The sequence below is a fragment of the Geovibrio ferrireducens genome (assembly GCF_026226615.1).
Classification (GTDB): Bacteria; Chrysiogenota; Deferribacteres; order Deferribacterales; family Geovibrionaceae; genus Geovibrio; species Geovibrio ferrireducens.
This window is the reverse complement of record NZ_JAJAPB010000021.1, coordinates 1-24,035: the sequence shown is the minus strand read 5'-3', so window position 1 is coordinate 24,035 and position 24,035 is coordinate 1. Positions and strand designations below refer to the sequence as shown.

At 46.8% G+C, this 24,035-nt stretch carries 41 protein-coding genes; 37 read left to right on the top strand and 4 right to left on the bottom strand.

The annotated features are described in order from the left end of the window. Positions 1-69: 69 nt before the first annotated feature. The 31 genes from rpsJ to OSQ85_RS13605 all read left to right on the top strand — a co-directional run bounded on the left by rpsJ (position 70) and on the right by OSQ85_RS13605 (position 15,572). Positions 70-378 carry a 30S ribosomal protein S10 gene (gene rpsJ, locus OSQ85_RS13755; protein ID WP_265823858.1) on the top strand — a complete coding sequence of 103 codons (309 nt, stop codon included), beginning with the start codon at positions 70-72 and terminating at the stop codon, positions 376-378. A 16-nt stretch (positions 379-394) separates the two neighbouring features. Beyond that, positions 395-1,027: a 50S ribosomal protein L3 gene (gene rplC, locus OSQ85_RS13750; protein ID WP_265823857.1), complete on the top strand. Its 633-nt coding sequence runs from the start codon at positions 395-397 to the stop codon at positions 1,025-1,027. Between the two features lie 13 nt (positions 1,028-1,040). Next, on the top strand, positions 1,041-1,664 hold the full coding sequence (gene rplD / locus OSQ85_RS13745) for a 50S ribosomal protein L4 (RefSeq protein WP_265823856.1): 624 nt from the start codon (positions 1,041-1,043) through the stop codon (positions 1,662-1,664). A 2-nt stretch (positions 1,665-1,666) separates the two neighbouring features. Beyond that, the gene (gene rplW / locus OSQ85_RS13740) at positions 1,667-1,945 is read left to right on the top strand and encodes a 50S ribosomal protein L23 (protein WP_265823861.1); all 279 of its coding nucleotides are present in this window, start codon (positions 1,667-1,669) and stop codon (positions 1,943-1,945) included. 11 nt (positions 1,946-1,956) lie between these two features. Next, positions 1,957-2,784: a 50S ribosomal protein L2 gene (gene rplB / locus OSQ85_RS13735; RefSeq protein WP_265823855.1), complete on the top strand. Its 828-nt coding sequence runs from the start codon at positions 1,957-1,959 to the stop codon at positions 2,782-2,784. Between the two features lie 12 nt (positions 2,785-2,796). Continuing rightward, a complete protein-coding gene (gene rpsS / locus OSQ85_RS13730) occupies positions 2,797-3,078 on the top strand; it encodes a 30S ribosomal protein S19 (RefSeq protein ID WP_265823854.1) in 282 nt (93 codons plus the stop codon). A gap of 1 nt (position 3,079) precedes the next feature. Beyond that, positions 3,080-3,412: a 50S ribosomal protein L22 gene (gene rplV, locus OSQ85_RS13725; protein WP_265823852.1), complete on the top strand. Its 333-nt coding sequence runs from the start codon at positions 3,080-3,082 to the stop codon at positions 3,410-3,412. Between the two features lie 11 nt (positions 3,413-3,423). Then, entirely contained in the window at positions 3,424-4,083 is a 660-nt protein-coding gene (gene rpsC / locus OSQ85_RS13720) for a 30S ribosomal protein S3 (RefSeq protein WP_265823851.1), read from the top strand. Then, positions 4,084-4,506, top strand: coding sequence for a 50S ribosomal protein L16 (gene rplP / locus OSQ85_RS13715; RefSeq protein WP_265823849.1), 423 nt, complete (start codon positions 4,084-4,086; stop codon positions 4,504-4,506). Then, the gene (rpmC, locus tag OSQ85_RS13710; RefSeq protein ID WP_265823848.1) at positions 4,503-4,700 is read left to right on the top strand and encodes a 50S ribosomal protein L29; all 198 of its coding nucleotides are present in this window, start codon (positions 4,503-4,505) and stop codon (positions 4,698-4,700) included. Before rplP ends, rpmC begins: the two co-directional genes overlap by 4 nt. Positions 4,701-4,710: 10 nt before the next feature. Next, a complete protein-coding gene (rpsQ, locus tag OSQ85_RS13705; protein ID WP_265823847.1) occupies positions 4,711-4,983 on the top strand; it encodes a 30S ribosomal protein S17 in 273 nt (90 codons plus the stop codon). A gap of 12 nt (positions 4,984-4,995) precedes the next feature. After that, entirely contained in the window at positions 4,996-5,367 is a 372-nt protein-coding gene (gene rplN / locus OSQ85_RS13700; protein WP_265823846.1) for a 50S ribosomal protein L14, read from the top strand. Between the two features lie 12 nt (positions 5,368-5,379). Beyond that, positions 5,380-5,709, top strand: a complete 330-nt coding sequence (gene rplX, locus OSQ85_RS13695) for a 50S ribosomal protein L24 (protein ID WP_265823845.1) — start codon at positions 5,380-5,382, stop codon at positions 5,707-5,709. Positions 5,710-5,711: 2 nt separating this feature from the next. After that, positions 5,712-6,266, top strand: a complete 555-nt coding sequence (gene rplE / locus OSQ85_RS13690) for a 50S ribosomal protein L5 (protein ID WP_265823844.1) — start codon at positions 5,712-5,714, stop codon at positions 6,264-6,266. Continuing rightward, a complete protein-coding gene (locus OSQ85_RS13685; protein WP_265823842.1) occupies positions 6,256-6,441 on the top strand; it encodes a type Z 30S ribosomal protein S14 in 186 nt (61 codons plus the stop codon). Before rplE ends, OSQ85_RS13685 begins: the two co-directional genes overlap by 11 nt. An 11-nt stretch (positions 6,442-6,452) precedes the next feature. Next, complete coding sequence (gene rpsH / locus OSQ85_RS13680) at positions 6,453-6,851, top strand: 30S ribosomal protein S8 (RefSeq protein WP_265823840.1); 399 nt, start codon at positions 6,453-6,455, stop codon at positions 6,849-6,851. A 12-nt stretch (positions 6,852-6,863) separates the two neighbouring features. Further along, the gene (gene rplF / locus OSQ85_RS13675; protein WP_265823839.1) at positions 6,864-7,403 is read left to right on the top strand and encodes a 50S ribosomal protein L6; all 540 of its coding nucleotides are present in this window, start codon (positions 6,864-6,866) and stop codon (positions 7,401-7,403) included. Between the two features lie 9 nt (positions 7,404-7,412). Further along, a complete protein-coding gene (rplR, locus tag OSQ85_RS13670; protein ID WP_265823860.1) occupies positions 7,413-7,781 on the top strand; it encodes a 50S ribosomal protein L18 in 369 nt (122 codons plus the stop codon). Further along, positions 7,750-8,295 (top strand): 30S ribosomal protein S5, encoded by a 546-nt coding sequence (rpsE, locus tag OSQ85_RS13665; RefSeq protein ID WP_322874106.1) that lies wholly within the window; start codon positions 7,750-7,752, stop codon positions 8,293-8,295. The genes rplR and rpsE overlap by 32 nt, the downstream gene beginning before the upstream one ends. Positions 8,296-8,298: 3 nt before the next feature. Continuing rightward, positions 8,299-8,748, top strand: a complete 450-nt coding sequence (rplO, locus tag OSQ85_RS13660) for a 50S ribosomal protein L15 (protein WP_265823837.1) — start codon at positions 8,299-8,301, stop codon at positions 8,746-8,748. Between the two features lie 6 nt (positions 8,749-8,754). Next, entirely contained in the window at positions 8,755-10,071 is a 1,317-nt protein-coding gene (gene secY / locus OSQ85_RS13655; RefSeq protein WP_265823836.1) for a preprotein translocase subunit SecY, read from the top strand. Next, complete coding sequence (locus OSQ85_RS13650) at positions 10,068-10,715, top strand: adenylate kinase (RefSeq protein ID WP_265823834.1); 648 nt, start codon at positions 10,068-10,070, stop codon at positions 10,713-10,715. Before secY ends, OSQ85_RS13650 begins: the two co-directional genes overlap by 4 nt. Beyond that, positions 10,715-11,467, top strand: a complete 753-nt coding sequence (gene map, locus OSQ85_RS13645) for a type I methionyl aminopeptidase (protein ID WP_265823832.1) — start codon at positions 10,715-10,717, stop codon at positions 11,465-11,467. The genes OSQ85_RS13650 and map overlap by 1 nt, the downstream gene beginning before the upstream one ends. Then, a complete protein-coding gene (gene infA / locus OSQ85_RS13640; RefSeq protein WP_128466086.1) occupies positions 11,464-11,688 on the top strand; it encodes a translation initiation factor IF-1 in 225 nt (74 codons plus the stop codon). Before map ends, infA begins: the two co-directional genes overlap by 4 nt. A gap of 12 nt (positions 11,689-11,700) precedes the next feature. Next, the gene (gene rpmJ, locus OSQ85_RS13635; RefSeq protein WP_128466087.1) at positions 11,701-11,814 is read left to right on the top strand and encodes a 50S ribosomal protein L36; all 114 of its coding nucleotides are present in this window, start codon (positions 11,701-11,703) and stop codon (positions 11,812-11,814) included. A gap of 12 nt (positions 11,815-11,826) precedes the next feature. Next, positions 11,827-12,195: a 30S ribosomal protein S13 gene (gene rpsM, locus OSQ85_RS13630; RefSeq protein ID WP_265823830.1), complete on the top strand. Its 369-nt coding sequence runs from the start codon at positions 11,827-11,829 to the stop codon at positions 12,193-12,195. 13 nt (positions 12,196-12,208) lie between these two features. Further along, positions 12,209-12,598 (top strand): 30S ribosomal protein S11, encoded by a 390-nt coding sequence (gene rpsK, locus OSQ85_RS13625; protein WP_128466089.1) that lies wholly within the window; start codon positions 12,209-12,211, stop codon positions 12,596-12,598. A gap of 15 nt (positions 12,599-12,613) precedes the next feature. Then, positions 12,614-13,240, top strand: a complete 627-nt coding sequence (rpsD, locus tag OSQ85_RS13620; protein WP_265823829.1) for a 30S ribosomal protein S4 — start codon at positions 12,614-12,616, stop codon at positions 13,238-13,240. A gap of 32 nt (positions 13,241-13,272) precedes the next feature. Next, positions 13,273-14,277, top strand: a complete 1,005-nt coding sequence (locus OSQ85_RS13615) for a DNA-directed RNA polymerase subunit alpha (RefSeq protein ID WP_265823828.1) — start codon at positions 13,273-13,275, stop codon at positions 14,275-14,277. Continuing rightward, positions 14,278-14,634: a 50S ribosomal protein L17 gene (gene rplQ, locus OSQ85_RS13610; RefSeq protein WP_265823827.1), complete on the top strand. Its 357-nt coding sequence runs from the start codon at positions 14,278-14,280 to the stop codon at positions 14,632-14,634. 356 nt (positions 14,635-14,990) lie between these two features. After that, positions 14,991-15,572: a class II aldolase/adducin family protein gene (locus tag OSQ85_RS13605; protein WP_265823826.1), complete on the top strand. Its 582-nt coding sequence runs from the start codon at positions 14,991-14,993 to the stop codon at positions 15,570-15,572. Here OSQ85_RS13605 and OSQ85_RS13600 read toward each other — a convergent pair. Together OSQ85_RS13600 and OSQ85_RS13595 are read right to left on the bottom strand one after the other, a co-directional pair. Further along, positions 15,565-16,311, bottom strand: a complete 747-nt coding sequence (locus OSQ85_RS13600) for a hypothetical protein (RefSeq protein ID WP_265823825.1) — start codon at positions 16,309-16,311, stop codon at positions 15,565-15,567. The genes OSQ85_RS13605 and OSQ85_RS13600 overlap by 8 nt on opposite strands. Before the next feature lie 5 nt (positions 16,312-16,316). Next, on the bottom strand, positions 16,317-16,892 hold the full coding sequence (locus tag OSQ85_RS13595; protein ID WP_265823824.1) for a hypothetical protein: 576 nt from the start codon (positions 16,890-16,892) through the stop codon (positions 16,317-16,319). A gap of 186 nt (positions 16,893-17,078) precedes the next feature. Between OSQ85_RS13595 and OSQ85_RS13590 the strand changes: the two genes are divergently transcribed. After that, positions 17,079-17,759, top strand: coding sequence for a flagellar brake protein (locus OSQ85_RS13590; protein ID WP_265823823.1), 681 nt, complete (start codon positions 17,079-17,081; stop codon positions 17,757-17,759). Here OSQ85_RS13590 and OSQ85_RS13585 read toward each other — a convergent pair. Further along, complete coding sequence (locus OSQ85_RS13585) at positions 17,749-18,447, bottom strand: 7-cyano-7-deazaguanine synthase (RefSeq protein WP_265823822.1); 699 nt, start codon at positions 18,445-18,447, stop codon at positions 17,749-17,751. The two genes, OSQ85_RS13590 and OSQ85_RS13585, sit on opposite strands and share 11 nt — an antisense overlap. Beyond that, positions 18,431-19,465 (bottom strand): tRNA 2-thiouridine(34) synthase MnmA, encoded by a 1,035-nt coding sequence (gene mnmA, locus OSQ85_RS13580; RefSeq protein ID WP_265823820.1) that lies wholly within the window; start codon positions 19,463-19,465, stop codon positions 18,431-18,433. Before mnmA ends, OSQ85_RS13585 begins: the two co-directional genes overlap by 17 nt. Before the next feature lie 75 nt (positions 19,466-19,540). On the opposite strand from mnmA, the gene OSQ85_RS13575 reads away from it, so the two are divergent. The 5 genes from OSQ85_RS13575 (at position 19,541) to OSQ85_RS13555 (ending at position 23,832) form a co-directional block, all read left to right on the top strand. Further along, positions 19,541-20,140 (top strand): HAD family hydrolase, encoded by a 600-nt coding sequence (locus tag OSQ85_RS13575; RefSeq protein WP_265823819.1) that lies wholly within the window; start codon positions 19,541-19,543, stop codon positions 20,138-20,140. A 14-nt stretch (positions 20,141-20,154) separates the two neighbouring features. Next, positions 20,155-20,703: a hydrolase gene (locus OSQ85_RS13570; protein WP_265823817.1), complete on the top strand. Its 549-nt coding sequence runs from the start codon at positions 20,155-20,157 to the stop codon at positions 20,701-20,703. Positions 20,704-20,866: 163 nt separating this feature from the next. Next, complete coding sequence (locus tag OSQ85_RS13565; RefSeq protein ID WP_265823816.1) at positions 20,867-21,829, top strand: hypothetical protein; 963 nt, start codon at positions 20,867-20,869, stop codon at positions 21,827-21,829. A gap of 17 nt (positions 21,830-21,846) precedes the next feature. Continuing rightward, positions 21,847-22,851, top strand: coding sequence for a hypothetical protein (locus tag OSQ85_RS13560; RefSeq protein ID WP_265823815.1), 1,005 nt, complete (start codon positions 21,847-21,849; stop codon positions 22,849-22,851). A 132-nt stretch (positions 22,852-22,983) separates the two neighbouring features. Beyond that, positions 22,984-23,832 (top strand): DMT family transporter, encoded by an 849-nt coding sequence (locus OSQ85_RS13555; protein ID WP_265823813.1) that lies wholly within the window; start codon positions 22,984-22,986, stop codon positions 23,830-23,832. Positions 23,833-24,035 lie beyond the last annotated feature (203 nt).

Genomic DNA, 24,035 nt, shown 5'->3' with positions numbered 1-24,035 from the left:
TCGTGAGGGTGGTAGAACAGTCGGTGCAGGTGTTGTTACCGAGATTATCGAGTAACCAAAGGTAGACGAATGGAAAGTCAAAAAATTCGTATCAAGCTTAAGGCATTCGATTTTAGAATTCTCGACAAGGCAGTGAGGGATATAGTTAACACTGCCATGAGAACAGGAGCAAGGGTAGTAGGCCCCGTGCCGCTTCCCACCCGTACAGAGAAATTTACGGTTCTCCGTTCTCCTCACGTTGACAAGAAAGGAAGGGAGCAGTTCGAGATCAGAACCCACAAACGTCTGATCGACATTTTCGAACATAACCCTCAGACCATCGATGCTCTTATGAAGCTCGAACTTTCTGCCGGCGTTGACGTCGAGATAAAACTTTAGTTGAAGGATAGTGCAGATGGCTAGAGCAATAATCGGAAGAAAAGTGGGGATGACGCAGGTATTTACCGCAGACGGAACTCTCATCCCCGTTACAGTGGTCCAAGCCGGACCATGTGTAGTTGTTAACAAAAGAACCGTTGAAAAAAACGGTTACAGTGCCGTTCAGCTCGGCTTTGACAAAATTCTCAAAGAGAAAAAAGTCAACTGCCCCGCAAAAGGCTATTTCAAAACTCAGGGCGTAGATGCTCACAAGGTTCTCAAAGAGTTCCGCGTGGCTGACGACTCTTCCTTTGAAATCGGTCAGGAAGTGAACGCCACACTTTTCGCGGAAGGCGATATTGTGGATGTTCAGGGAACTTCTATCGGTAAAGGTTTTCAGGGCGTTGTGAAGCGTTTCGGCTTCGCAGGCGGTCCTAAAACCCACGGTTCGCACTTCCACCGTGAACCCGGTTCTATCGGGATGTGCGAGTTCCCCGGAGAGACTGAAAAAGGCAGGCCTATGCCCGGAAGAATGGGCGGCGACAAAGTAACCGTTCAGAAACTTTCCGTAGTGAAAGTAATCCCTGAGACAAACCTTATCCTCGTGAAAGGTGCTATTCCGGGACATGACAACGGAATCGTTTTCATTAAAGAAACGATTAAGAAGTAAAGGGAACAGTGAAATGGCTTCGTTTGAATTAGTAAACGTGAAAAATGAGAAGGTCGGCACGGTGGAGATAAATGATTCCATCATTACCTACCCTGTAAAAACCTCGCTTATGCATGAAGTTGTAGTAATGCAGCTTGCGGGTAAAAGGGCGGGTACTCATGCCACTCTCAACAGAGCAAAAATAGAGGGCGGCGGCAAAAAGCCCTACAAACAGAAAGGAACCGGACGCGCCAGAGCCGGCTCCATAAAATCCCCCTTGTGGCGAGGCGGTGCGACTATTTTTGGTCCGCAACCTAGGGATTACTCTTTCTCTATGCCTAAGAAAAAGATCAAGAACGCGATGAAATCCGCTCTCAGAGCGAAACACGAAGACGGCAGCCTTGTATTTGTAGATGCCCTCAAACTTGAGGAAGGAAAAACAAAAGAAGCTGTTGCTATTCTTAAAAATTTCAACGCGGACAGAAAAGTGCTGGTTGTCTTTAAAGAGCTTGACGAAAAGGTTGCAAGAGCATTCCGCAATATACCTTACGTAGACTTGCTTAATGTAAACGGACTCAACGTTTACGATATCATCAATTCACGCAAAATCCTTGTCCTTCAGGACAGCATAGCGAGAATTGAGGAGGTTTTAGGATAATGTTGACAGTTTATGACGTAATCAAAAAACCTCTTATCACCGAGAAAGCCGTTAACCTCAAAGAAGAGGAGAACAAGGTGACTTTCGCAGTTGACCCCAGAGCCAACAAGTTCCTCATTAAAGAGGCTGTTGAGACTCTTTTCAGCGTCAAAGTTGCTTCCGTGCGCACTGCAAACTGCAAAGGGAAGAAGAAAAGGTTCGGACGCATGATGGGTAAACGTAAAGACTGGAAGAAAGCCATCGTTGTTCTGGCCGAAGGTGAGAAACTCGAGTTCGTGTAAGAGAGGCTTAAATGGGAATCAAGAAGTATAAACCTACCTCGGACGGTGTAAGGTTCAGATCAAATTCTGACTTTGCAGAGGTAACCGCGGACAAGCCTGAGAAGAGTCTGGTCGTAGCACTTAAGAAAACCGGCGGACGTAACAACCACGGTAGAATTACTACAAGACATAAAGGCGGCGGCGAGAAAAGAAAGTACCGTCTGATCGACTTCAAGAGGAACAAGGATGAAATAGCCGCTAGGGTCAAGACAATAGAATATGACCCTAACAGAAGCGCAAGAATCGCTCTCGTTGCATACGAGGACGGTGAAAAAAGATATATCCTTGCTCCCATCGGAATGAATGTCGGCGATGTTATCCACAGCGGACAGACTGCGGATATCAAACCCGGAAACGCGAAAGCGCTGAAAGATATACCCGTGGGTACAGTAGTTCACAACGTTGAGCTCAGACCCGGAAAAGGCGGACAGCTTGCCCGTTCCGCCGGAACATATGCACAGCTTCTTTCAAAAGAGGGCTCATATTGCCACCTCAGACTGCCTTCAGGCGAGATCAGGCTTGTTAAAGCCGAGTGCAAAGCCTCGATAGGACAGGTCAGCAACCAGGATCACGAAAACGTGAGCCTTGGTAAAGCCGGACGTTCACGCTGGCTGGGCATCAGACCTACGGTAAGAGGGGTTGCTATGAACCCGGTGGATCACCCGCATGGCGGTGGTGAAGGCCGTACAAGCGGTGGCCGTCACCCTGTTACACCTTGGGGTAAACCCACTAAAGGTTACAAAACTCGTTCGAAAAAGAAACCTTCGAACAAGTACATTGTTTCCGCTAGGAAGAAGTGATAGGAGGAAGATGTGCCTAGATCATTGAAAAAAGGACCGTTTATAGATGACCATCTTATGAAGAAGGTCACTGTAGCTAAAGAGACCGGCGACAAAAAAGTCATCAAAACCTGGTCAAGAAGAAGCACAGTGACTCCTGATATGATCGGTATCACTCTCGCGGTTCACAACGGTAATAAATTCATCCCCGTCTATGTGACAGAAAACATGGTCGGACACAAGCTTGGCGAGTTCGCACTTACGAGAACTTTCAAAGGGCACAAAAAGGATGATAAAAAGGTCAAGGGTAGATAAGATGGAAGCAGTAGCACGTGCAAGATTCGTAAGATTAGTTCCCAGAAAAGCACGCCCCGTTGCTGACCTCGTAAGAGGCAAAAAAGTTGACGAGGCCCTTGCTATGCTGAAGTTCACGCCCAAAAAGGCTGCTGAGTATATCTACAAAACGATAAAATCCGCTGCCGCCAATGCTGAGGAAAATCAGGATTACAGAGACGTGAGCAAGCTCTACGTTAAAGAGATCAGGATTGATGAAGGCCCGGCGTGGAAAAGGTACACTCCCAGAGCATACGGCAGAGCTTCTCTTATTCGTAAGAAGACAAGCCACATCACTGTCGTACTCTCGGATTAACGGAGGTTTTAGTGGGACACAAAGTTCACCCTTACGGGTATAGATTAGGTGTTAACAAGCCTTGGGTTTCAGTATGGTTTGCCGGCAAGAAGGAGTACAGAACTAACCTTCTTGAAGACATTAAAATACGCGAATTCCTCAAGAAAAGGCTTTTCCAGGCCGGAATAGCGGGTATCGGCATTGAGCGCATGGGCGCCAGAGTGCGTGTTACCCTCAACACCAGCAGGCCCGGAATCGTGATCGGCAAAAAAGGCGCTGAGATCGAAAAACTTAAAGTTGAGCTTAAAAAAATAACAAAAGCTGAGGTTCTTCTTGTAATCCGCGAGATTAAAAAACCTGAGATAAACGCACAGCTCGTTGCAGAAAACATCGCTATGCAGCTTCAGAGACGTATAGCTTTCAGAAGAGCAATGAAAAAAGCGGTTCTTCAGGCTATGAAATCCGGCGCACTCGGTATCAAAGTTGCGTGCAGCGGACGTCTTGCAGGCGCAGACATGGCAAGAACTGAGTGGTACATCAAAGGCAGAGTGCCCCTTCAGACTCTCAGAGCCGACATAGACTACGGCACGACTGAAGCTCTCACAACTTACGGTATAACAGGCATTAAAGTGTGGGTTTTCACCGGAGAGATAGTTGAAGAGAGAAACAGGGCAGCAGCAGGAGTTGAGTAAATGTTGATGCCGAAAAGAATGAAATACAGAAAACAGTTCAAGGGACGCAACGAAGGCAAAGCCAACAAAGGCCACAAAGTGGCTTTCGGGGACTTCGGTCTTCAGTCTCTTGATAACGGACGTATAACAAGCCGCCAGATCGAATCCGCAAGGATCGCGATCAACAGATATGTAAAAAGAGGCGGTACGGTAACTATACGTATCTTCCCCCACAAACCCGTTACCAAAAAGCCTCTTGAAGTCAGGCAGGGTAAAGGTAAGGGTGCGGTTGAGTACTATGTTGCCGAAGTTAAAAACGGCACTGTCCTCTACGAGATAGCCGGTGTTACGGAAGAGCAGGCGAGAGAAGCTTTCAGGCTTGCTGCGCACAAACTCCCCGTTAAATGCAAGTTCGTATTCAGGGAAACGGAGGCTGCGGAATGAGCGAATTCAAAGATATGAACGTGAAAGACCTCGTTGAAAAAGAAAAACAGCTTCGTGAAGATGTTTTCAGAACCCGCTTCAAACTTGCGACAGGCGACCTTGAAGATACTTCCTCCATCAGAAAGATGAAGAAAGACATCGCGAGGATCAAAACCGTTCTCAGCCAGCGTATGGCTGAAAGCGCAGAGCAGTAAGAGGTCTGTAATGAGCGAAAAAGCAGCTAGAAAAGTAAGAAGAGGAGTTGTGGTAAGCGACAAAATGGATAAAACCGTTGTCGTAAAGGTTGAAAACCTTAAGCTTCACAGCAGATACCACAAGTTCGTTAAACAGAGTAAAAAGTTTAAGGCGCATGATGAGGCGAACGAATGCAGAATTGGCGACACTGTCGAAATCTCTGAAACACGTCCCCTCAGCAAAGATAAGTGCTGGATGGTTAAGCGCATTATCGAGCGTTCCGCCGAAGTTATATCAGAGTAAGAGGTTACAGTAATGATACAGGTTGAATCACGTCTCAGAGTAGCCGACAACTCAGGAGCTAAAGAGATTCTTTGCATAAAAGTTCTCGGAGGCTCAAAAATCAGATACGGCTATGTGGGTGACATCATCGTTGCCAGCGTTAAAGAGGCCGCTCCCGATGGCAACGTTAAGAAAGGTGCTGTTGTTAAAGCAGTTATCGTTCGTACTGCCAAAGAAAGCCGCCGTAAAGACGGTACATACATCAGATTTGATGACAATGCAGCCGTTCTTCTTAACAAAAACAATCTGGAGCCCATCGCAACAAGGGTATTCGGACCGGTTTCAAGGGATCTCAGATCTAAAGGGTTCCTTAAAATCTGCTCCATGGCTCCCGAAGTGCTTTAAGGAGACGAGAATATGCAGGCAAAGTATAAACTTAAAAAAGACGACACCGTAATCGTCACCACCGGAAAGGATAAGGGCAAAATAGCCAAGATTCTCAAGGTCGACAGGAAAAACGGCAAAGTGATTCTTGAAAACACTAACGTTGTTAAAAGACACACTAAGCCCGGCCCCCTGAACCCCGAAGGCGGAATCGTTGAGAAAGAGATGCCGGTAGACATATCAAACGTTATGTTCTACAGCCAGAAAAGCAAAAAAGGCACCAAACTCGGCATTAAAACTCTTGAAAACGGTAAAAAAGCCCGCTTCGCGAAGTGCGACGGTGAAGTCATCGATAAGGATTAACAATGGCAGAGCTTAAAGAAAAATACCTTAAGGAAGTTGTTCCTACCCTCATGAAGAAGTTCTCTTATACGAACATCATGCAGGTCCCCAAAATTGAGAAAATAGTTCTCAACATGGGTCTCGGCGAAGCTGTTACGAACTCCAAGGTTGTTGACAACGCACTCAGCGACATGACTATCATCGCGGGTCAGAAACCTGTCGTGACAAGAGCCAAAAAATCCATAGCCGCCTTCAAACTCAGAGAGGGGATGCCCATAGGCTGCAAAGTTACTCTCAGAGGCGATACGGCTTATGAATTCTTTCAGAGACTCACAAGAATTGCCCTCGCCAGGGTAAGAGACTTCAAAGGCGTAAGCGCTAAATCCTTCGACGGACGCGGTAACTATGCCATGGGTCTTAAAGAGCAGATCGTTTTTCCTGAGATAGAGTTCGATAAAATCGACAAAATCAGAGGAATGGACATCATCATCACTACGACGGCTGAAACCGACGAGGAAGCAAGAGAGCTTCTCCGTGCTCTCGGCATGCCGTTTGAGGAGGCTGAAAGTGGCAACTAAGGCTAAATATTTCCATGCCTTTAAGAAGAAAAAGTTTAAAGTCAGGGAATACAACCGCTGCCCCATTTGCGGCCGTCCCAGGGCTTTCCTGAGAAGATTTAACATGTGCAGGATCTGCTTCAGAAAATTTGCTCTGAAGGGTGAGATTCCCGGCGTAAGAAAATCGAGCTGGTAGGAGAAATACGAATGAGCATGACTGATCCGATTGCTGATATGCTTGCCAGACTGCGCAACGCTTATATGGTTAAAAAATCCGAAGTTGTAATCCCTCACTCCAAAATCAAAGAGGCGATAGTAGAAAACTTCAGAGTGGAAGGCTACGTGAAAAGTTTCCGCGTGGTATCCGAAGAGAACCTTAAAAAAATCGTTGTGTATCTGAAATACACTGACGGCGGCGAGTCCGTTATCAGGGGCCTCAAAAGAGTAAGCAAGCCCGGCAGAAGAGTGTATGTAAACAACAAAAACCTTAAACCCGTTCTCGGCGGCCTTGGTAATGGTATAATCTCCACTTCCGAAGGCGTGAAAACAGTGAAACAGTGCATATTGGATAAAGTTGGCGGAGAATACATCTGCCAGATTTGGTAAGGGAGCGCGTAAATGTCAAGAATAGGCAAGAAACCTATTACAATACCTGCAGGAGTGAAGGTCACTCTCGACGGCAATGTGTGCTGCATTGAAGGCCCGAAAGGGAAGCTTGAGTATGCAGTGCACGCCAACACCGAGGTTGCTGTCGAAGCAAACACAATCACAGTTAGCAGGAAAGACGAAACTAAGCTGTCCCGTTCTGTACACGGCCTTACTCGTACGCTTATATCAAACATGGTAGACGGCGTCACTAAAGGCTTCGAGAAGAAGCTTGAAATACACGGCGTAGGTTACAGAGCGGCCATTAAGGGACAGGACCTCGACCTTTCCTTAGGGTTTTCTCACCCCGTTGTTGTTGCACCCCCCGCAGGCATTGAGTTTGCGATGGAAGGCAACACTGGCATAGTTGTCAGGGGCATAGACAAACAGCTTGTAGGTCAAACTGCCGCTAACATCAGGAAAATCAGGCAGCCTGAGCCCTATAAAGGCAAAGGTATCAGATACGCCGGCGAGAAGATAATCAGAAAAGCCGGTAAAACTGGTAAGAGATAAAGGAGCGTTATAGTGAGCACAATTAATAAAAAAGCTACTATAAGAAGGAAGCACGCAAGAGTGCGCAAAAAAGTGTCAGGCACACCCTGCGCTCCCAGACTTGCGGTTAACAAATCCAACAGATTCATATACGCTCAGATAATAGACGATTCTACCGGCAACACTATTGTTGCCGCTAGTTCGCTTGAAAAAGTTCTCAAAGAGAAATTCAAAGGCGTGCTTAATATTGAAGCTGCTAAGGAAGTCGGTAAAGTTATCGGCGAGCGTGCTAAGGAAAAAGGCATAGAAAAGGTGGTTTTCGACAGGGGCGGTTTCCTCTACCACGGTAGAATAAAAGCTCTTGCAGATGCGGCTCGCGAAGCCGGCCTTGAGTTCTAGGAGGTTTGCTTTGAATAACACCGAGCGTCAACTTGTAGATAAAGTTGTTCATATAGGCAGAGTTACAAAGGTTGTAAAGGGCGGCCGCATCTTCAAATTCACTGCAACTGTTGTTGTGGGTGACTATGAAGGACGTGTAGGCATTGGTTACGGAAAGGCAAGAGAAGTGCCGGACGCAATCAAAAAAGCCCTTGAATATGCAAAGAAGAACCTCATTGAGGTTCCCGTGGTTAACGGAACAATCCCCCACGCAACTGTGGGCAAATATGTTTCCACTGAAATAATCATGAAACCCGCGGCTCCCGGTACTGGTATCATCGCAGGAAGCGTAACGCGCGCCCTCCTTGAGCTTGCCGGAGTACAGAACATTCTTTGCAAAAGCACGCGCAGCAGGAACCCCTACAACTCGCTCTTCGCGATACTTGACGGTTTCAGCAAAATGCGCACCCTTAACGAAGTTGCACAGGTTAGGGGCAAAAAGATTGAAGAAATCATAGCCAAACCGGGAGAATAAGTGATGGAACTTCATGATCTCAGGCCCGCAGAAGGCGCCAGAAAGAAAAGAAAAAGACTTGGCCGCGGTTCTGCCAGCGGTCAGGGTACAAGTGCCGGCAAAGGTACTAAGGGACAGAAAGCACGTTCAGGCGGGAAAGTAAGACCCGGCTTTGAAGGCGGTCAGATGCCCCTTACAAGAAGACTCCCCAAAAGAGGCTTCAATAACGCCAAATTTGCCACAGTTTATGAGATCGTTAACCTTGAAGATATAAACAACCGCTTTAACGACGGCGAAGAGGTCAATGTACTTACTCTTAAAGAGAAAGGACTGGCCCGCGGAAATAAAGACGGTATCAAGGTTCTCGGTGACGGAGAACTCAGCAAAAAACTTAAGTTTGATGTTGAAAAAGTATCCGCTGCTGCTGCTGAGAAAATCAAAGCGGCCGGCGGAGAAGTAGTTACTCCGGAGTAATAAGGTATGTTGAAGAAATTCGAGGATATTTTCTCGATACCGGAGCTGAGGAAGAGAATTTTATATACGCTTCTTTTCCTCTTCATATACAGGATCGGCGCTCACGTGCCGACTCCTGGCATTGACGGCGGCGCACTCAGCGAGTTTTTTGCTCAACAGTCCGGAAACCTTCTCGGTTTCTTCGACATGTTCACCGGGGGCGCCCTGTCAAAGCTTACGGTATTTGGTCTCGGCATTATGCCTTATATCTCCGCTGCTATTATACTTGAGCTTCTCACAGTTGCGGTTCCGCATCTGGCGGAGCTCAAAAAGCAGGGGAACGAGGGCAGGGAAAAAATCACAAAATATACCCGCTACGGCACGGTTCTTATCAGTGCCATTCAGGGTATGGGTATCGCCATCGGTCTTGAGAGCATGACCTCCCCAAGCGGAGTTCATGTTGTTATGTTTCCCGGCTGGGGATTCAGAATAGTCACCACAATCACCCTCACAACCGGTACAATCTTCCTTATGTGGCTTGGTGAAAAAATTACCGAACGCGGTCTCGGCAACGGTATTTCCGTTCTGATTTTCGCCGGTATTGTGGCCTCTTTTCCGTCCGCAGTCAGCAAAACATTTACACTCGTTCAGACTGGTGAGCTTCAGATAATAACCCTCATCGTGGTACTGGCGATAATACTCGCGGTCACTGCGGCGATAGTTTTTATGGAAACCTCACAGCGACGGCTGCCTATACAGCATGTCAAAAGGATAGCTGCCGGACCTCAGCACGGAAATGTGAATAACTCATATCTCCCGCTTAAGCTGAACCCCGCAGGCGTTATCCCCATAATCTTCGCTATGTCGATTCTGGCTGTGCCCAGCACACTTGCCACCTTCTCCACTAACGAAATAGTGCAGAAGATAAGCTTCTGGTTCACTCCCAGCTCGGCAATGTATTATGTCTTCTCGCTTGTTATGATCGTTTTCTTCACTTACTTCTATACTTCGATCATCTTCAACCCGACTGACATTGCGGAAAATATCAACAAAGGCGGCGGCGTTATCCCCGGTAAAAGACCCGGCGAACACACTGCCGCATTTATAGATTATGTTCTTTCAAGGCTGACTTTCGTAGGTGCTATATATCTTTCTGCGGTTGCGCTTCTGCCCCAGCTTTTCATATCAGGATTCAATGTTCCCTTCTATTTCGGCGGAACAAGCCTCCTGATCGTTATCGGTGTGGGTATGGACGTAATCAGCAAGATAGAGACACACCTTGTCTCTCACAACTACGACGGCTTCCTTAAGAAAGGAAGAATCAAAGGGAGAAGTCTCATATGATAAATATGATATTTCTTGGGCCTCCCGGAGCAGGAAAAGGCACTCAGTCTGCATACATCATCCGTGATTACGGTCTGGTGCAGATCTCAACCGGAGACCTTCTCCGTCAGGCAGTAAAAGATCAGACACCCCTCGGCAAAGAGGCTAAAATGTATATGGACGCAGGGCAGCTTGTGCCTGATGCACTTATCATAGGCCTCATGAAGGACAGGCTCGCCTCTCCTGACTGCGCAAAGGGTGTTATCTTTGACGGCTTCCCCAGAACCATAGCTCAGGCGGAAGCGCTTGATTCTATGCTTAAAAACGATCTCAAAACAGGGATCACCCACATCGTCAGCCTTAATGTGGCGGATGAGCTTCTTGTGGAAAGAGCCGTGGGCAGAAGAAGCTGCCCGAAAGACGGAAAAGTCTACCACATCAAGTATAATCCTCCCAAAGTAGGCGGAGTGTGCGACCTTTGCGGAACTACACTCAGCCACAGGGATGATGACAGGGAAGATACGATTAAAAATCGCCTTAAGGTTTACCATGAAACCACTTCACTTCTTAAAGGATATTACGCTGGCAGCGGTAAATTCTCAGAAGTTAACGGTGAAGGAAACCCTGACGGCGTTTACGAAAAGATAAAAGGAATTCTTGGTTAATGGTTTTCCTCAAGTCACAGAGAGAGATAGAGCTTATGAGAATCCCCTGCGGAATCGTATGGGAGGTTCTTGATAAGCTCTCCTCATTCATCAAACCGGGTATCTCAACAAAAGATATTGACAAGTTTGCTGAAAATATAATAAACTCTCGGTCTGCCTTTCCGTCCTTTAAGGGGTATCACGGGTATCCGGCAAGTGTCTGCGCCTCGGTTAACGAGGTGGTAGTACACGGAATACCGTCAGAGAGAATCCTGAAAGAGGGCGATATTATTACGGTAGACGTAGGCGCATTCAAAGAAGGTTTCCATGGTGACGCTGCGAGAACTTACCCGGTGGGTCAGATCTCAGAGGAGGCCGCAAGGCTTATCCGTGTCACTGAGGAATCTTTTTTTAATGGAATAGAATATGCACGGGTCGGAAACAGGCTTTCCGATATATCCAGCGCAGTTCAGCAGACCGTTGAAAAGAACGGTTTTGCTGTCGTTAGAGACTTTTTCGGTCACGGTATAGGGCGAAACATGCATGAAGAGCCCACCATACCTAACTTCGGCCGCCCCGGAAGGGGACTCAGGCTGAAGGAAGGAATGGTTTTAGCCGTTGAACCGATGGTCACAGCCGGTTCTTATGAAACCAAAACCCTCTCTGATGGCTGGACAGCTGTCACCGCGGACAGCAGTTTGGCGGCACATTACGAAAACACCGTTGCTATAACGGAAAAGGGACCGGAGATTCTTACAATAGGGAGCGTATGAGCAAGAAGGACGATGTAATCGAGATTGTCGGTACAGTCGTTGAGGCGTTGCCCAATGCTATGTTCAAAGTTGAGCTGGAAAACAAGCATGTTATCCTTGCTCACCTTTCCGGAAAGATGAGGATGCATTTCATCCGTATTCTGCCCGGAGACAAAGTTACCGTAGAGTTATCCCCGTATGACCTTTCAAGGGGCAGGATAACCTATCGTCACAAGAAGTAACGGGGTGCAGAAATGAAGGTCAGGGCAAGTGTTAAGCCTATTTGCAGTAAATGCAAAATTGTTAAAAGAAAAGGTGTCGTAAGGGTGATATGTGAAAACCCCAGACACAAACAGAGACAGGGCTAAGGAGGATTTCAAGTGGCACGTATAGCTGGTGTTGATATTCCCAACAACAAAAAAGTTGAAATCGGACTTACCCACATCTTCGGCGTTGGCCGTCAGGTGGCTTTGTCTATACTTAAAGAGACTAATATATCGCTGGAGAAGAGAATCGGCGACCTTACGGAAACCGAAATCTCAGAAATCAGGCTTTATATCGAAGCCAACCTTAAGGTTGAGGGTGATCTCAGAAAAGATATCGCTCTTAATGTTAAAAGGCTCATGGAAATCAACTGTTACAGAGGACAGAGGCATAAAATGCACCTTCCCTGCCGCGGTCAGAAAACCAGAAGCAATGCGAGAACCAGAAGAGGTCTTGCTGGCAAACGCGGTATCAAAAGGAAGTAGAGGGTAGTTCGAAATGGCAAAAGCTAAAAAAACAGCTAAAAAACGCGATAGGAAAAACGTCCCCAAAGGCGTCGCGCATATAAACTCAACCTTCAACAATACAATCGTTTCCTTTACCGATATGGGCGGTAATGTTATCTGCTGGTCTGCCGGCGGTTGCAACGGTTTTAAAAACTCAAGGAAATCCACTCCTTTCGCTGCTCAGCTTTCCGCTGAGGCTGCTGCTAAAAAAGCAATGGAAAACGGCATGAGAGAAGTGGAGGTCAATGTCAAGGGGCCCGGTTCCGGTCGTGAAAGCGCTATCAGGGCAATTCAGGCTGCGGGAATTAAAATCACTCTCATCAGAGACGTGACACCTGTTCCCCACAACGGCTGCAGACCCCGCAAAAAGAGAAGAGTATAAGGTTGGAGGTTCAAATTGGCTAGGTATACAGGCGCAGTTTGCAAGCTCTGCAGGCGTGAAGGCACAAAACTTTACCTCAAAGGCGAGCGTTGCTATAAAGATAAATGCGGTATCGAGAAAAAAGCTTATCCTCCCGGACAGCACGGTCAGCTCAGAAAAAAACTCAGCGACTACGGTATGCAGCTCAGGGAAAAACAGAAAGTTAAAAGATTTTACGGTATCCTTGAAGCCCAGTTCCGTCTTTACTTTGAGAAAGCGGCCAGAATGCAGGGCATTACCGGCGAAAACCTTCTCTCTCTCCTTGAAAGAAGGCTTGACAATGTTGTTTACAGAGCAGGTTTCGCAGGAAGCCGCAAGGAAGCAAGACAGATGGTTCGCCACGCTCACTTCCTGGTAAACGGACGTAAGGTCAATATCCCCTCTTTCATAGTGAAAGTTGGCGAAGTTGTTGAAGTAAGAGAAAAATCAGGTGATCACGGTCGCGTTAAGGAATGCCTTGAAACCGCTGAAGGAAGGGGTGTGCCTGAGTGGCTGACTCTTGACAAAGACGGCAAGAAAACCCAGGTTGTGAGACTTCCTGAGAGGACTGACATAAACTACGAGATTCATGAACACCTTATAGTGGAACTGTACTCTAAGTAGTAAGTAGCTTAATGTAACCGGAGGACATCCGTATGATCATCATGAACTTTCATGAAATAATAAAGCCCAGGAAAATCGAACCTGTAGGCGAAGTTACATCCAAATACGGAAAATACGTAGCTGAACCCTATGAGAAAGGTTTCGGTATCACCGTGGGAAATGCTCTTCGCAGAGTTATGCTTTCCTCCATTGAGGGCACTGCTGTGGTGGGCGTTAAGATCGAGGGCGTTACCAACGAGTTCAGCACACTTCCGGGTGTTTACGAAGATATAGTTGACATAATTCTCAACCTTAAAGCGCTTGATCTCAAACTCGGCGTACATGAGCAGAGAAGATTCTACATCAGGAAAAAGGGCGAAGGGCCTGTAACAGCCGCTGACATCAGAGGCGAAGGACAGCTCGAAATCCTTAATCCCGAACAGGTCATCTGCACCCTGACTGACAATGAAACAGAGCTTTACATGGAGCTTCTGGTTCAGAGAGGTCTTGGTTATGTTCCCGCTGAGGAATTTGAAAAAGATATAGACGAAGTTGATATGGTTCCCGTTGATGCGATTTTCTCGCCTGTCAAAAGGGTAAACTACTTTGTTGAAAACGCGCGCGTCGGACAGAGTACCGACTATGACAAGCTTATCATCGAAGTGGAGACAGACGGCTCCATCACTCCTGAGGATGCGATAGCTTTCGCAGCCAAAATTGTGAAGGATCACATGAACCTGTTCATCAACTTTGAAGAGCCTGAGGTTGAAGATTCCGATGTCGATGAATCCAGCAAGAATGATCAGCTTTTTGATCTTCTTGACAAGAGCATTGAAGAGCTTGAACTCTCCGTCAGAGCTTATAACTGCCTGAAGAATGCCAATATCAAAACTCTGGCTGAACTTTGCAGGAAGACGGACAGCGAAATGCTTAAAACAAAAAACTTTGGCCGCAAATCCCTTGAGGAGATCAAAAAAGTTCTCCACGAACTCGGTCTCGGACTGGGGATGGATCTTGAGGCTATAGGTTATGTGAATTCAGATTCGGAGGATGAATAGATGCGTCATAGAAAAAGCGGCAAAAAACTCGGCAGGCCGACGGCGCACAGATTCTCTATGCTCAGAAGCATGGCAGGTTTCCTGATTGAGCACGGCAGAATCGAGACAACTGTAACCAGAGCTAAAGCTCTTCGTTCTTTTGTCGAGCCCCTGATAACTTTCGGCAAGGCCGGAGACCTTTCAGCAAGAAGACTCGTGCTGAAAAGACTCCCCAACAAAAAGGTAGTTAACCTCCTTTTTGACGAAGTAGCGCCCAAGTTCAAAGAACGTCCCGGCGGCTACACAAGAATAGTCAAAACCGGCTATCGCAAAGGCGATCAGGCGGATATGGCAATTATCGAGCTTGTTAAAGAGTAAGATATACAGAAGGCGGTCTGAAATGGCCGCCTTTTTTGTGCCTACATCCCTTCCTTTCATTTTAAGTTTTTAAATATTTTTTCATCTTTTATCCATAATAATCTAAGTTGTCAAACTTACATTATGTCTTCTTCCGTGTGCTGTGCCTCATTAACTTATGCCTTTTATTCTTTTAGCTTTAAATGTTATACGTTGGCTCTGATTTGGCTAATCTGATGCTGTGAAATCTATGTCAAAAATATTATTTGCTCTTTTGTCTAAATGGTTTATACTTCCGCTATACGATATAAAACTGTTCTGTAAAGCGCTTATGCTCAAAAAAACCGAACAGTATTAATTGAACGGCAGGTAGTTAAATGGGAACAGCAGTGAAGGCTGAAATTTCAAAATTCGGCAGAAAGCTTGTTGATAACGGGCTCACCACTTCATTTTTCGGAAATATATCAGCTTATGAAAACGGAATCCTCTATGCCACTAAAACCGGCTCAATGCTTGATGAACTTGAAGATGAGAACATTGTTGAGGTTTTCCTTGATAAGGCCTGTCAGAACGACAGTCTGGCTACTACAGAGCTTTGTGTGCACAGGAGAATCATACGTGACACAGGCGCTAAGAGGGTAATGCACGCCCACACTGTTTACTCCATTCTTGCGGGTGACTTTTTTAAGGAGGCTGCCTGTTTCAGCGCAGCGGAGATTCTCCCTTTCCTCAAATATGTCCCTGTTGTGACCGGAAAAAGCGGAACAGATGAGCTTGCAGAGAATGTTGCCGAAGGCCTCTCCATGAATAAAATTGTAATCGTAAAGGACCACGGGGTATTTGCCGTCGGTGATACTCTCAAGGAGTGCTACGTGTACATCTCCGGTCTTGAGTTTTACGCCAAGGCGCTCCTGCTCAAGAAGCTTTTTACAAAGAACGGTATTATCGGAATTATTTGAGATAGAAAAGGAGGAAGAGGATTCCTATAACTGTCAGTATGTTGATGAGTACGCTGGTGAATTTGTCCTTTTCCGCCTTGTGCCTGAATACCTCATGCTCCTGTAAGAGCCTGCCCTGATTCTTTATGGTTTCTTCGATCATATAGCGCTCGCGCAGGAGTTCTCGGATGAATTTGCTGATGTCTATTTCATCAATTTTGGAGCGGTTCAGATGTTCGTGGAGGTTCATGCATAATACCGCTTCCATCGTCCCTTCATGAGCAAGCCCCTGATTTTCTTTAAAGTCAAACCCGAAGTTGGAAAAGAAGTGTACTGCTCTTTTTCTGTCTTCTTCATTCGGCAGAAATGTTGAGGAAACATTAATCACATCAACCATGTAGTTGGGGTATTTAACAATCATCCAGCGGATAATCTCATTGAGCGCGAAGGTTCCCACACCCTTATCGCGGATGCTGGAGCCTATCATCATTCTGGGACCTGCGGCTATGGTGACTGTTTCTCTGTTTGCGTCGGCAGTGGCGGTGAATCTGTTGGTTTTATCATCGAGGGGTGATGCTTTGGAAGGATCATCGTCCGGAACCCCGCTCAGGAGCTCGTCTTTTATGATTGGTGTCACATCCACGCTGATAGTTTCGGAGTAGCCGTGCTTTTTGCTGCGCACATTTACCATGACGTAAGCAAAAACGCGGTCGCCCGCGCCAATTTTCTGCTTAACTCTGATAAGTTTGATATTATTCATCTTACCTACTTGCTGAAAAGTCTTTTCAGTCTCCCCAGAAGAGAAGCATCTTCAATCACCAAGGGTATAATATGGCTTCTCAGGGCTGCGTTTTTTCTTATGTTGGGAACAACAACGGAAACAGCATTAAGATAATGCATATCAAGACTGCTGTCCAGTCTTTGAGTGCTTATGCCGTTTTCCATCAGTTTTGATATGAAGTTACGGATGATGGCATTAAGCACGGTTATGTTCTTCACATTTTTCGCAAGTATATCCTGAATGCTCTGCTTTTTGGTGAGAAAATCTCTCATGTTTTTGTCAGTAAGATGTTTTCTGGCGAATGACCTGTACTTGCGGATGCTGTGTCCCAGAACATGGATCATAAGCAGATTAAAATAGTGTATAAAGAAAACGTATTTGTATTCGGCCACAGGGTCAGACTGCATGGAGCCTGAGCCCACGGAAGGTCTTTCGGGCAAAACCGACAGTACATCCTCATTAATCCAAACCCACAGAAGTTTGGAGAAGTCATCAAGCTCCATGAGAACGTCTCCGTCAAGAATATCAAAATTATCGATTTCAAGGCTGGCTTTGTCCATTAACTACCTCATATAAAATTATATCCCCTCAGAAAGTGAGGGGATATACGAAAGACAATTATACGTATAATGCGGAATAATGGAAGAAATTTAAGAAGAGCGCTGACTTGATTATGATAAATTTTATTATCCGGTCAGGATTTAGGAAAATGTTGAATCGCCGCCTAAAGTCCTGTATAAAAAACTATGGCAGAACTGATAGGCGATTTCGATAAACTTTTTACTGTAAATACGAAAATCACTCTCGTGGTTCCCGATGGTGACTATGCGGGCAATTATGATTCCAGAGTCGAGGATTTTGACCGCGACGGAAGCATTCTTGCTGCCATGCCTTCCAGCGGGGGCATTCCCGTTCCTCTTATTCCCGGTACTAAGGCGGAAGTGAGCTTCATGGGACCTGACAGCCGCTATATGTTCGCAACCAGTGTCCTCGGCAGGGTAAAAACAGGCTCAATCTACTTTCTCAAACTCAAAAAGCCTGAACAGGTTGAACGGAACCAGCTCAGGGATTTTTTCCGTGTCTCCACCAGAATAAAAGGGAGCATTGCGCTGTTTCATCCGCTTGCACCGGGTGAGAAAACCAGCATGGCTTACGATTCCCGCGATTGCATGGTTGTTGATATTTCCGGCGGCGGGTGCAGGTTGATCTCTGAGGCGGAAGCTGCCAAAGGTCAGCATGTCAGTGTTGATTTATCGGAAATTCTCGGCAGAGGATCTGTGATTCACGGGAGGGTTATACGCACTGTGCGCCTTGAGGGGAAAAACCAGATAAGTGTGGAGTTCAGCTTTAAGAAGGAATCCGAGCGCAACCCCCTAGTGAAATATGTATTTAAGCGCCAGATAGAGCTTAAGCAGATCAGGGGATAGAGCTTCTCAGCGCAGCACTCAGTCTGCGGATCTGCTCAGCGCTAAGCGCCTTGGGACGCTTAAACCGCACTCCGGGCGGGTTATCAAACAGGCGCATGCGCAGCCCTTCAAATTCGTCCCTCAGCCCGTTCTCGGCCGCTTCAACGGCTCTCAGCCTCTCTTTTGTTATGACTCCGCTTATCCGTGTAGCCACGCAGGAATCATTGGGGAAAGCAAAACCGTCCGCTGTGAGCGGCGCTATGGTTTCGTGTACGAACTCCTTGCCCAGTTCATTGTCCAGCAGGGGGGAAACTATGCCGTATTCTATTACTGCCGCCATGCCGGGGCGGTATTCCTTAGTATCTTCTATATTTGTGCCGTCAAGGATGTGGTCTATGCCTTTTTCTATTGCTGTTTCGGTTATGGATTTCAGAATCTCTTTTTTACAGACATAGCACCTGTTCGGCTTATTCTGCAAAAACTCGTCAGTGATATTAAGCTTCTTGGAGATCCACTGCACACCGAGGCAGGAGGCAATTTTTCGGGCATTTTCCACCTGATACCAGAAAATGTGCGGGGACTCCATAGTCACCGCGATGACATTTTCCGCACCGAGATGTTCCGCCGCCAGCATAAGCACCGCTGTGCTGTCCGCACCGCCGCTGAAAGCGACTATAGCCTTGTCAAACTGTTTAAAATACCGATTCAATAAAACCGCCGCCAAGCAGCACCTCTCCGTCATATACAGCCGCAACCTGACCCGGCGCGGGTGAAAGCTGCGGTTCATCAAACAGCAGAACCGCTTTTCCGTCAGGAAGAATCTCCAGAGTGCAGGGCGCTTCCGTCATCCTGTAGCGCAGGCGTGCCTTTGCCCTGCGGATATAGCTGTCCGCATCGGCAAAGATACAGTCCTTGAGCTTAACACCGCGTTTGGCCGATTCCTCTTTGATGCCCAGATGCACATCACCGCTTTTGGGATCTATGGAGCTCACATAAAGCGGCTCATGATAACCTATTCCGAGACCTTTTCTCTGTCCGACTGTGTAGAAAACTATTCCGTCATGCTCTTTAAGGGGCTTGCCGTCCAGTATGAAGCTTCCCTTTTTTATGTCCTTGTCTTTGAGCTTACCGCGCAGATAATCCCTGTAGTCGCCGCCCATGAGGAAGCAGACTTCCTGACTGTCCTTTTTCTCCGCAACGGAAAGACCGAACTCCAAGGCGAGCTTCCGGGTCTGATCCTTTGTCATCTCACCCAGAGGAAAGCGGATTACATCAAGCTGATAAGGCTCCATCAGACATAAATAATAGGACTGATCCTTGTTTTTATCCAGCCCCTTTGCCACAAGTTTTTTGCCGTTGCGCTCCACTATACGGGCATAATGGCCTGAGATAAGCGCAGTACAGGCTTCGGCCTTCATCTCTCTGTAAAGGTAGTTGAACTTTGCCCCGTGGTTGCAGTGGCAGCAGGGGTTGGGGGTTTTGCCGAGTTTATATGTGCGGATGAAGTATGATATTACATCCTCTCCGAAGAACTTGCGGTAATCAGCGGCGTACCACTTAATGCCGAGCTGCTTTGCGCAGGCTTCCGCATCGGCAAGCGCCTGTTCCTGTCCGTCGAATAAATGCAGGGTCACGCCGGTTACGTCATACCCCTGCTCAAGCATAAGCATGGCGCAGGTTGTGCTGTCCACGCCGCCGCTCATGGCAACCATAACTTTTTCTTTCATTTATTTTCCTTTCTTTACTTTTTGAGTACGGAATGTTAGCAGTTATTATGAACAGTATGTATTAAAAGGGATTTGATGAAAGTTTCAACTGTTATTTTCGATTTCGGCGGAGTGATAGCCGAGGAAGGCTGGGCAAAAGGGGTGAGGATAATCGCAGAGAAATGCGGTCACGAGCCTGAGGGATTTTTTGAGCTCTGCGTTCAGGCAATCACCGACACCGGTTTCTGTCTGGGTAAGGTGGATGAATACGGCTACTGGGAAGCAGTGAAAAAACAGGTCAGTCTGCCCATGAGCATCACGGAACTGAGGAATGAGATCCTCCCCAGATTTGTGGTGCGCCCGTATGTGATTGAACTGGCAGAAAAACTCGGCAGGAAATACAGAACGGCAATCCTGAGCGATCAGACCCACTGGCTGGATGAACTGAATGAAAGGGACGGCTTTTTTAAGAGTTTTCAGCATGTTTTCAACTCATACCACGACGGAAACAGCAAGCAGAACCCTGCATATTTTACAGAAACCTGTAATAAGCTGAACATTTTTCCGCAGGAAGCGGTGTTTATTGATGATAATAAGGGAAATATCGCCCGTGCTCTCGGCGTGGGGATGAATGCCGTACTGTATGAAACCTTTGAACAGACGGCTGATGAACTGAAAAAATATGTGGAAATTTAGTACGGAGGTTGCTTATGTTCAGAATTTCTAAACAAGACACGGCACTTATAGTGGTTGATGTTCAGGAAAGGCTTATCCCCGCTATGGACCCCAAGGTTTACGAACGCATCAGAAACAACATAATCAAGCTTATAAAAGGCTTTAAGATCATAGGCTCCCCTGTTCTCGTCACCCAGCAGTACACCAAAGGGCTGGGCGGCACAGTGAAGGAGATCGTTGATGAAGCAGGAGAGGAACATTTCGAGAAAGTTACCTTTTCATGCTGCGGAGAGAAAGCTTTTGTAGAAAAACTGAAAAACGAGGGCATAAAAAATGTGATCCTCACCGGAATGGAAACCCATGTGTGCGTTCTCCAGACTGCTGTGGATCTCATCGCAAACGGCTTCAATGTCCATGTGGTTGCTGATTCCGTATGCTCCCGTGCCAAGTTCAACTGGGAAATAGGACTGAGATATATGGAGAAGGCGGGCGCTGCTGTCACCGTTTCCGAAACTGTTCTCTTTCAGCTTCTTGGCGCTGCCGGAACTCCTGAGTTCAAGGAAGTTTCAAAACTCATCAAATAATTGTCATATCACATGTGTTTTCCGTCGGGAGTCTGCGTTTCCGGCGGAAAATCCTTTTTGTATCAATCATAATTTTTTAATCTTTTCCTGAACTGAGGTTCATTGGATTTTCCGATATTTATATATTAAACTAGTGTATAAATAATTCGGGAAGGTGTGTTATATGGGTAAGGGCATAAGAGTATTAATGCTTGTTATTATCATGCTGTCTGCCGGTGCTTCTTTTGCGGGTGATGTAAATCTGAATCTCGGATACGAAAACACCGCTTCAAATCAGCATGAACTTGGCGGAGGAACTGATCAGATTATCTACGGCGGGGATGACTTAATAACCGGAAGGATCAGCGGTGACGGTTCCTTTGAGCCGCAGGCGGAAGACGGGAACTACATTATCGGCTTTTCAGCCTTTATAAGCGAGTATTACCAGATTTACTCCGTTCCGGTGAGTTATAAAATCAGTGACAGGCTGAAACTGGCCGCTTCTTTTCCTCTGGTTCGCAGAACTGTTGAACACGAGGGCAAAAAATACAGCAAGGCAGGGTTAGGCGATATTTCTGTCGGGTTCGGGTGGCTGGCTTTCAGCAATACGGACTCTGAGTCAGTCACAAGCTTCTCTGTGACTCTCCCCACAGGGGACGCTGAGGCAGAGGATGGAGGATATGCGGTTCCGCTGGGTTCAGGCGGCTATTCTTTCTTCCTTTCACAAAGCCTGATTTACAGGCTGGGGCAGTCCGCATTTACGGTTCTCGGTGAGGCAGGGCTAAGATATTTTACTGATACTAAATATAGAATTTTCAACACAGAAGAAGAACTCAGGCGGGGAAATCAGTTATTCGCCATGGGCGGTCTGCAGCATCAGACAACGGATAAACTCAGGCTGAACAGCAAGCTGAAATATACTTACGTGGCGGAAGGCGAATCCCGGCTTGCCGGACAGGGGTGGAAAGACAGCGGAGATGCCGTAAATGCCCTTGATCTCATTCTTTCCGGCACATACAAAGCTTACAGCAAATACTGGATTGAGCTCGGCGTGGTGATTCCTGTTGCTACCGGATACGATAACAGCGTTGATAATGAGGAAGACAGAAGCATAGGCTTTACTGCCTCAGTGTACACAAGGTTTTAGGCATAAGGAGCGGTGAAATGAGAAATATATTTAAACTTATCCTTCTGGCTCTTGCTTTTGCGGCTATTACGGCATGCGGTGGTTCCTCCGGTTCAAAAGATGACGGCGGACTTTCAATGAATCTCAGGTTTGAGCAGCCTCAGGAGAGAGCATCCATAGCTCTTGAATCCCTTTATCTGATTGTTGCAAATGAAGACCTGAATATTACTAAGGACAGTTACGACCTGCTTCAGCTTTACAATGAAGGCAGCGGCAGTTTTACGGTTTCAGGCCTTACCGACGGTGATAAGTATTACTTCAAGGTTTACGGATATGCCGAAGACAGCATGGTGTACTATGGCGCTGCTTCTCTTGTTGTTCAGCCCGGTTCAAATAATCTGGATCTTTATGTCAGGCTCACAAAAGGGCAGTATGAGGCCAGTCTGCCGTCATTCTGCGTGGGTTCAATGTATAACGGCGCTTCAAATCTTGCAGTGAGTTATGCTGATTCCGTGGGTTCATTTTACGTTATTTCCGATAATAACCTCACAGATTTTTATGGTCCTGTGAATATGGTTAATTTCTCTTCGGCAGTTGAAATCAGCGGTGCTGACGCAGAAGGCGGGTTTGAAGGTGTCTACAGCGGAACTCTCACAACTGGCGACACATTTACCGCAAGGGCATTTTTTACCAATATGTTCGGGCAAAGCGACTTTGAGGACAGAATGTTCTTTACCGATCAGATTTTTACTGATGCTGCAGTCATAGACGCAATTCCGCCCCATGTTGACGCTTCCGCAGCGAATACAATTACATGGACACTTCCGGTTAATTCCGGCAGCAATGAGTTTACGGCTGTTGCAGTGCGGATAATAGATGCTGATACGGATGATGAAACCAATATAAGCTTAGGTGTTTCCGCAGCTTCATACACCATACCGGCAGGTACTCTCAAAGCAAACGGCTGGTACATGTTTCATGTTATAACCTCTAACGGGTGCAATATGTCGGTGTCTGAAACTTCATTTATGACAAATCCTTAATAAACAAATGAAGGGGGCTTAGCCCCCTTCATACGGTATTAAAACTTTACAAACTCTTTCATATTTCCGCTTTTCAAACTCCCGCGTTTGGTAATAAAATAGAGCATGTCAAATATGCTCCTGATGTTCTTAATGTTTCTGGTCATGATCTCCTGGGGGGGATCATGGATAAACGCCAAAATGCTTGTGCGTTATGCCGCGCCTGACCAGCTTATCTTCTGGCGGTTCGCCCTTACTACACTTACCCTTATCCCCGTTATGCTTGTTCTTAAGGAGGGTTTCCGCTTCCGCAGGACAGGTTTTTTTGCCGCACTGGGCGGGGCTGTTCTGCTTCTTGTGTATAACTTCTTTTTCTTCATGGGGCTCAGCAAGGGACTGGCAAGTATAGGCGGTGTTCTCACCACCACGCTTATTCCTGCGGTAACTTATTTTATCAATAAGCTTATTTCCCGCGGCGGGTTCCTGAAAAAGGATGTGATAGGGCTCTGCATAGGCGCTGTGGGTGCGGGGTTTATTTTAAGAATATGGGAAATGGACTGGTACGCTCTGTTTCACAGCGGAAACGTGTTTTTTCTCCTTGCCGCGGTGACATGGGCTGCCCTCACAAACCTCAGCGCGCGGGTGAAAACTATTCTGTCACCCATAGGGTTTAACTTTTACCTCTCTCTGTTCACCACGCTGTTCATTTTTGCTTATATGAAGGGTGATGTGGGCAGCATGGCCTCGTTTGACTGGCTGTTCTGGCTGAATCTTTTCCTGCTTGCGGTATTTGCGACTACGTTCGGTTCATCTGTTTATTTCATATGTGCTTCTAAACTGGGCTCTGACAAGGCCAGCTCTTTTGTTTTCCTTGTCCCTGTGAGTGCGCTGCTTTTCAGCATGCTTTTCCTCGGTGAGAAGGTGGCATGGAGCACATTCACAGGCGGTGCGATCGCCCTCTGTGCGGTTTATCTGATCAATAAAAAAGCTAAAGCAGCATAAGCTCCGGAAAACGGTTCTGGCTGAGGATTAACTTGAAATTTTGTTGCAATGAGAGAGATTGCTTCACTGACGTTCGCAATGACAGTTAGTTATGCCACCCGTCCGCGGGCTCTGCGATATAAATACAAGGATATAAGTATCAATCAGCTATAAACAGCCACACGGAAGTGGCTGCGCCGTGCGGAGCGAAGGACGGTTTATCC

Coding starts and splice junctions, on each gene's coding strand:
- OSQ85_RS13650 (WP_265823834.1), top strand. CDS start 10,068: ATGATAAATATGATATTTCTTGGGCCTCCCGGAGCAGGAAAAGGCACT.
- rpsE (WP_322874106.1), top strand. CDS start 7,750: ATGCGGCTCGCGAAGCCGGCCTTGAGTTCTAGGAGGTTTGCTTTGAAT.
- OSQ85_RS13600 (WP_265823825.1), bottom strand. CDS start 16,311: ATGAATAATATCAAACTTATCAGAGTTAAGCAGAAAATTGGCGCGGGC.
- OSQ85_RS13570 (WP_265823817.1), top strand. CDS start 20,155: ATGTTCAGAATTTCTAAACAAGACACGGCACTTATAGTGGTTGATGTT.
- mnmA (WP_265823820.1), bottom strand. CDS start 19,465: ATGAAAGAAAAAGTTATGGTTGCCATGAGCGGCGGCGTGGACAGCACA.
- rpmC (WP_265823848.1), top strand. CDS start 4,503: ATGAGCGAATTCAAAGATATGAACGTGAAAGACCTCGTTGAAAAAGAA.
- rplO (WP_265823837.1), top strand. CDS start 8,299: ATGGAACTTCATGATCTCAGGCCCGCAGAAGGCGCCAGAAAGAAAAGA.
- rplP (WP_265823849.1), top strand. CDS start 4,084: ATGTTGATGCCGAAAAGAATGAAATACAGAAAACAGTTCAAGGGACGC.
- OSQ85_RS13590 (WP_265823823.1), top strand. CDS start 17,079: ATGGCAGAACTGATAGGCGATTTCGATAAACTTTTTACTGTAAATACG.
- rplE (WP_265823844.1), top strand. CDS start 5,712: ATGGCAGAGCTTAAAGAAAAATACCTTAAGGAAGTTGTTCCTACCCTC.
- OSQ85_RS13615 (WP_265823828.1), top strand. CDS start 13,273: ATGATCATCATGAACTTTCATGAAATAATAAAGCCCAGGAAAATCGAA.
- OSQ85_RS13555 (WP_265823813.1), top strand. CDS start 22,984: ATGTTTCTGGTCATGATCTCCTGGGGGGGATCATGGATAAACGCCAAA.
- OSQ85_RS13565 (WP_265823816.1), top strand. CDS start 20,867: ATGGGTAAGGGCATAAGAGTATTAATGCTTGTTATTATCATGCTGTCT.
- rplN (WP_265823846.1), top strand. CDS start 4,996: ATGATACAGGTTGAATCACGTCTCAGAGTAGCCGACAACTCAGGAGCT.
- OSQ85_RS13575 (WP_265823819.1), top strand. CDS start 19,541: ATGAAAGTTTCAACTGTTATTTTCGATTTCGGCGGAGTGATAGCCGAG.
- rpsK (WP_128466089.1), top strand. CDS start 12,209: ATGGCAAAAGCTAAAAAAACAGCTAAAAAACGCGATAGGAAAAACGTC.
- rplF (WP_265823839.1), top strand. CDS start 6,864: ATGTCAAGAATAGGCAAGAAACCTATTACAATACCTGCAGGAGTGAAG.
- rplV (WP_265823852.1), top strand. CDS start 3,080: ATGGAAGCAGTAGCACGTGCAAGATTCGTAAGATTAGTTCCCAGAAAA.
- OSQ85_RS13560 (WP_265823815.1), top strand. CDS start 21,847: ATGAGAAATATATTTAAACTTATCCTTCTGGCTCTTGCTTTTGCGGCT.
- secY (WP_265823836.1), top strand. CDS start 8,755: ATGTTGAAGAAATTCGAGGATATTTTCTCGATACCGGAGCTGAGGAAG.
- rplB (WP_265823855.1), top strand. CDS start 1,957: ATGGGAATCAAGAAGTATAAACCTACCTCGGACGGTGTAAGGTTCAGA.
- rplQ (WP_265823827.1), top strand. CDS start 14,278: ATGCGTCATAGAAAAAGCGGCAAAAAACTCGGCAGGCCGACGGCGCAC.
- infA (WP_128466086.1), top strand. CDS start 11,464: ATGAGCAAGAAGGACGATGTAATCGAGATTGTCGGTACAGTCGTTGAG.
- rplX (WP_265823845.1), top strand. CDS start 5,380: ATGCAGGCAAAGTATAAACTTAAAAAAGACGACACCGTAATCGTCACC.
- rplD (WP_265823856.1), top strand. CDS start 1,041: ATGGCTTCGTTTGAATTAGTAAACGTGAAAAATGAGAAGGTCGGCACG.
- rpsJ (WP_265823858.1), top strand. CDS start 70: ATGGAAAGTCAAAAAATTCGTATCAAGCTTAAGGCATTCGATTTTAGA.
- rpmJ (WP_128466087.1), top strand. CDS start 11,701: ATGAAGGTCAGGGCAAGTGTTAAGCCTATTTGCAGTAAATGCAAAATT.
- map (WP_265823832.1), top strand. CDS start 10,715: ATGGTTTTCCTCAAGTCACAGAGAGAGATAGAGCTTATGAGAATCCCC.
- rpsQ (WP_265823847.1), top strand. CDS start 4,711: ATGAGCGAAAAAGCAGCTAGAAAAGTAAGAAGAGGAGTTGTGGTAAGC.
- OSQ85_RS13595 (WP_265823824.1), bottom strand. CDS start 16,892: ATGGACAAAGCCAGCCTTGAAATCGATAATTTTGATATTCTTGACGGA.
- rplC (WP_265823857.1), top strand. CDS start 395: ATGGCTAGAGCAATAATCGGAAGAAAAGTGGGGATGACGCAGGTATTT.
- rpsH (WP_265823840.1), top strand. CDS start 6,453: ATGAGCATGACTGATCCGATTGCTGATATGCTTGCCAGACTGCGCAAC.
- OSQ85_RS13605 (WP_265823826.1), top strand. CDS start 14,991: ATGGGAACAGCAGTGAAGGCTGAAATTTCAAAATTCGGCAGAAAGCTT.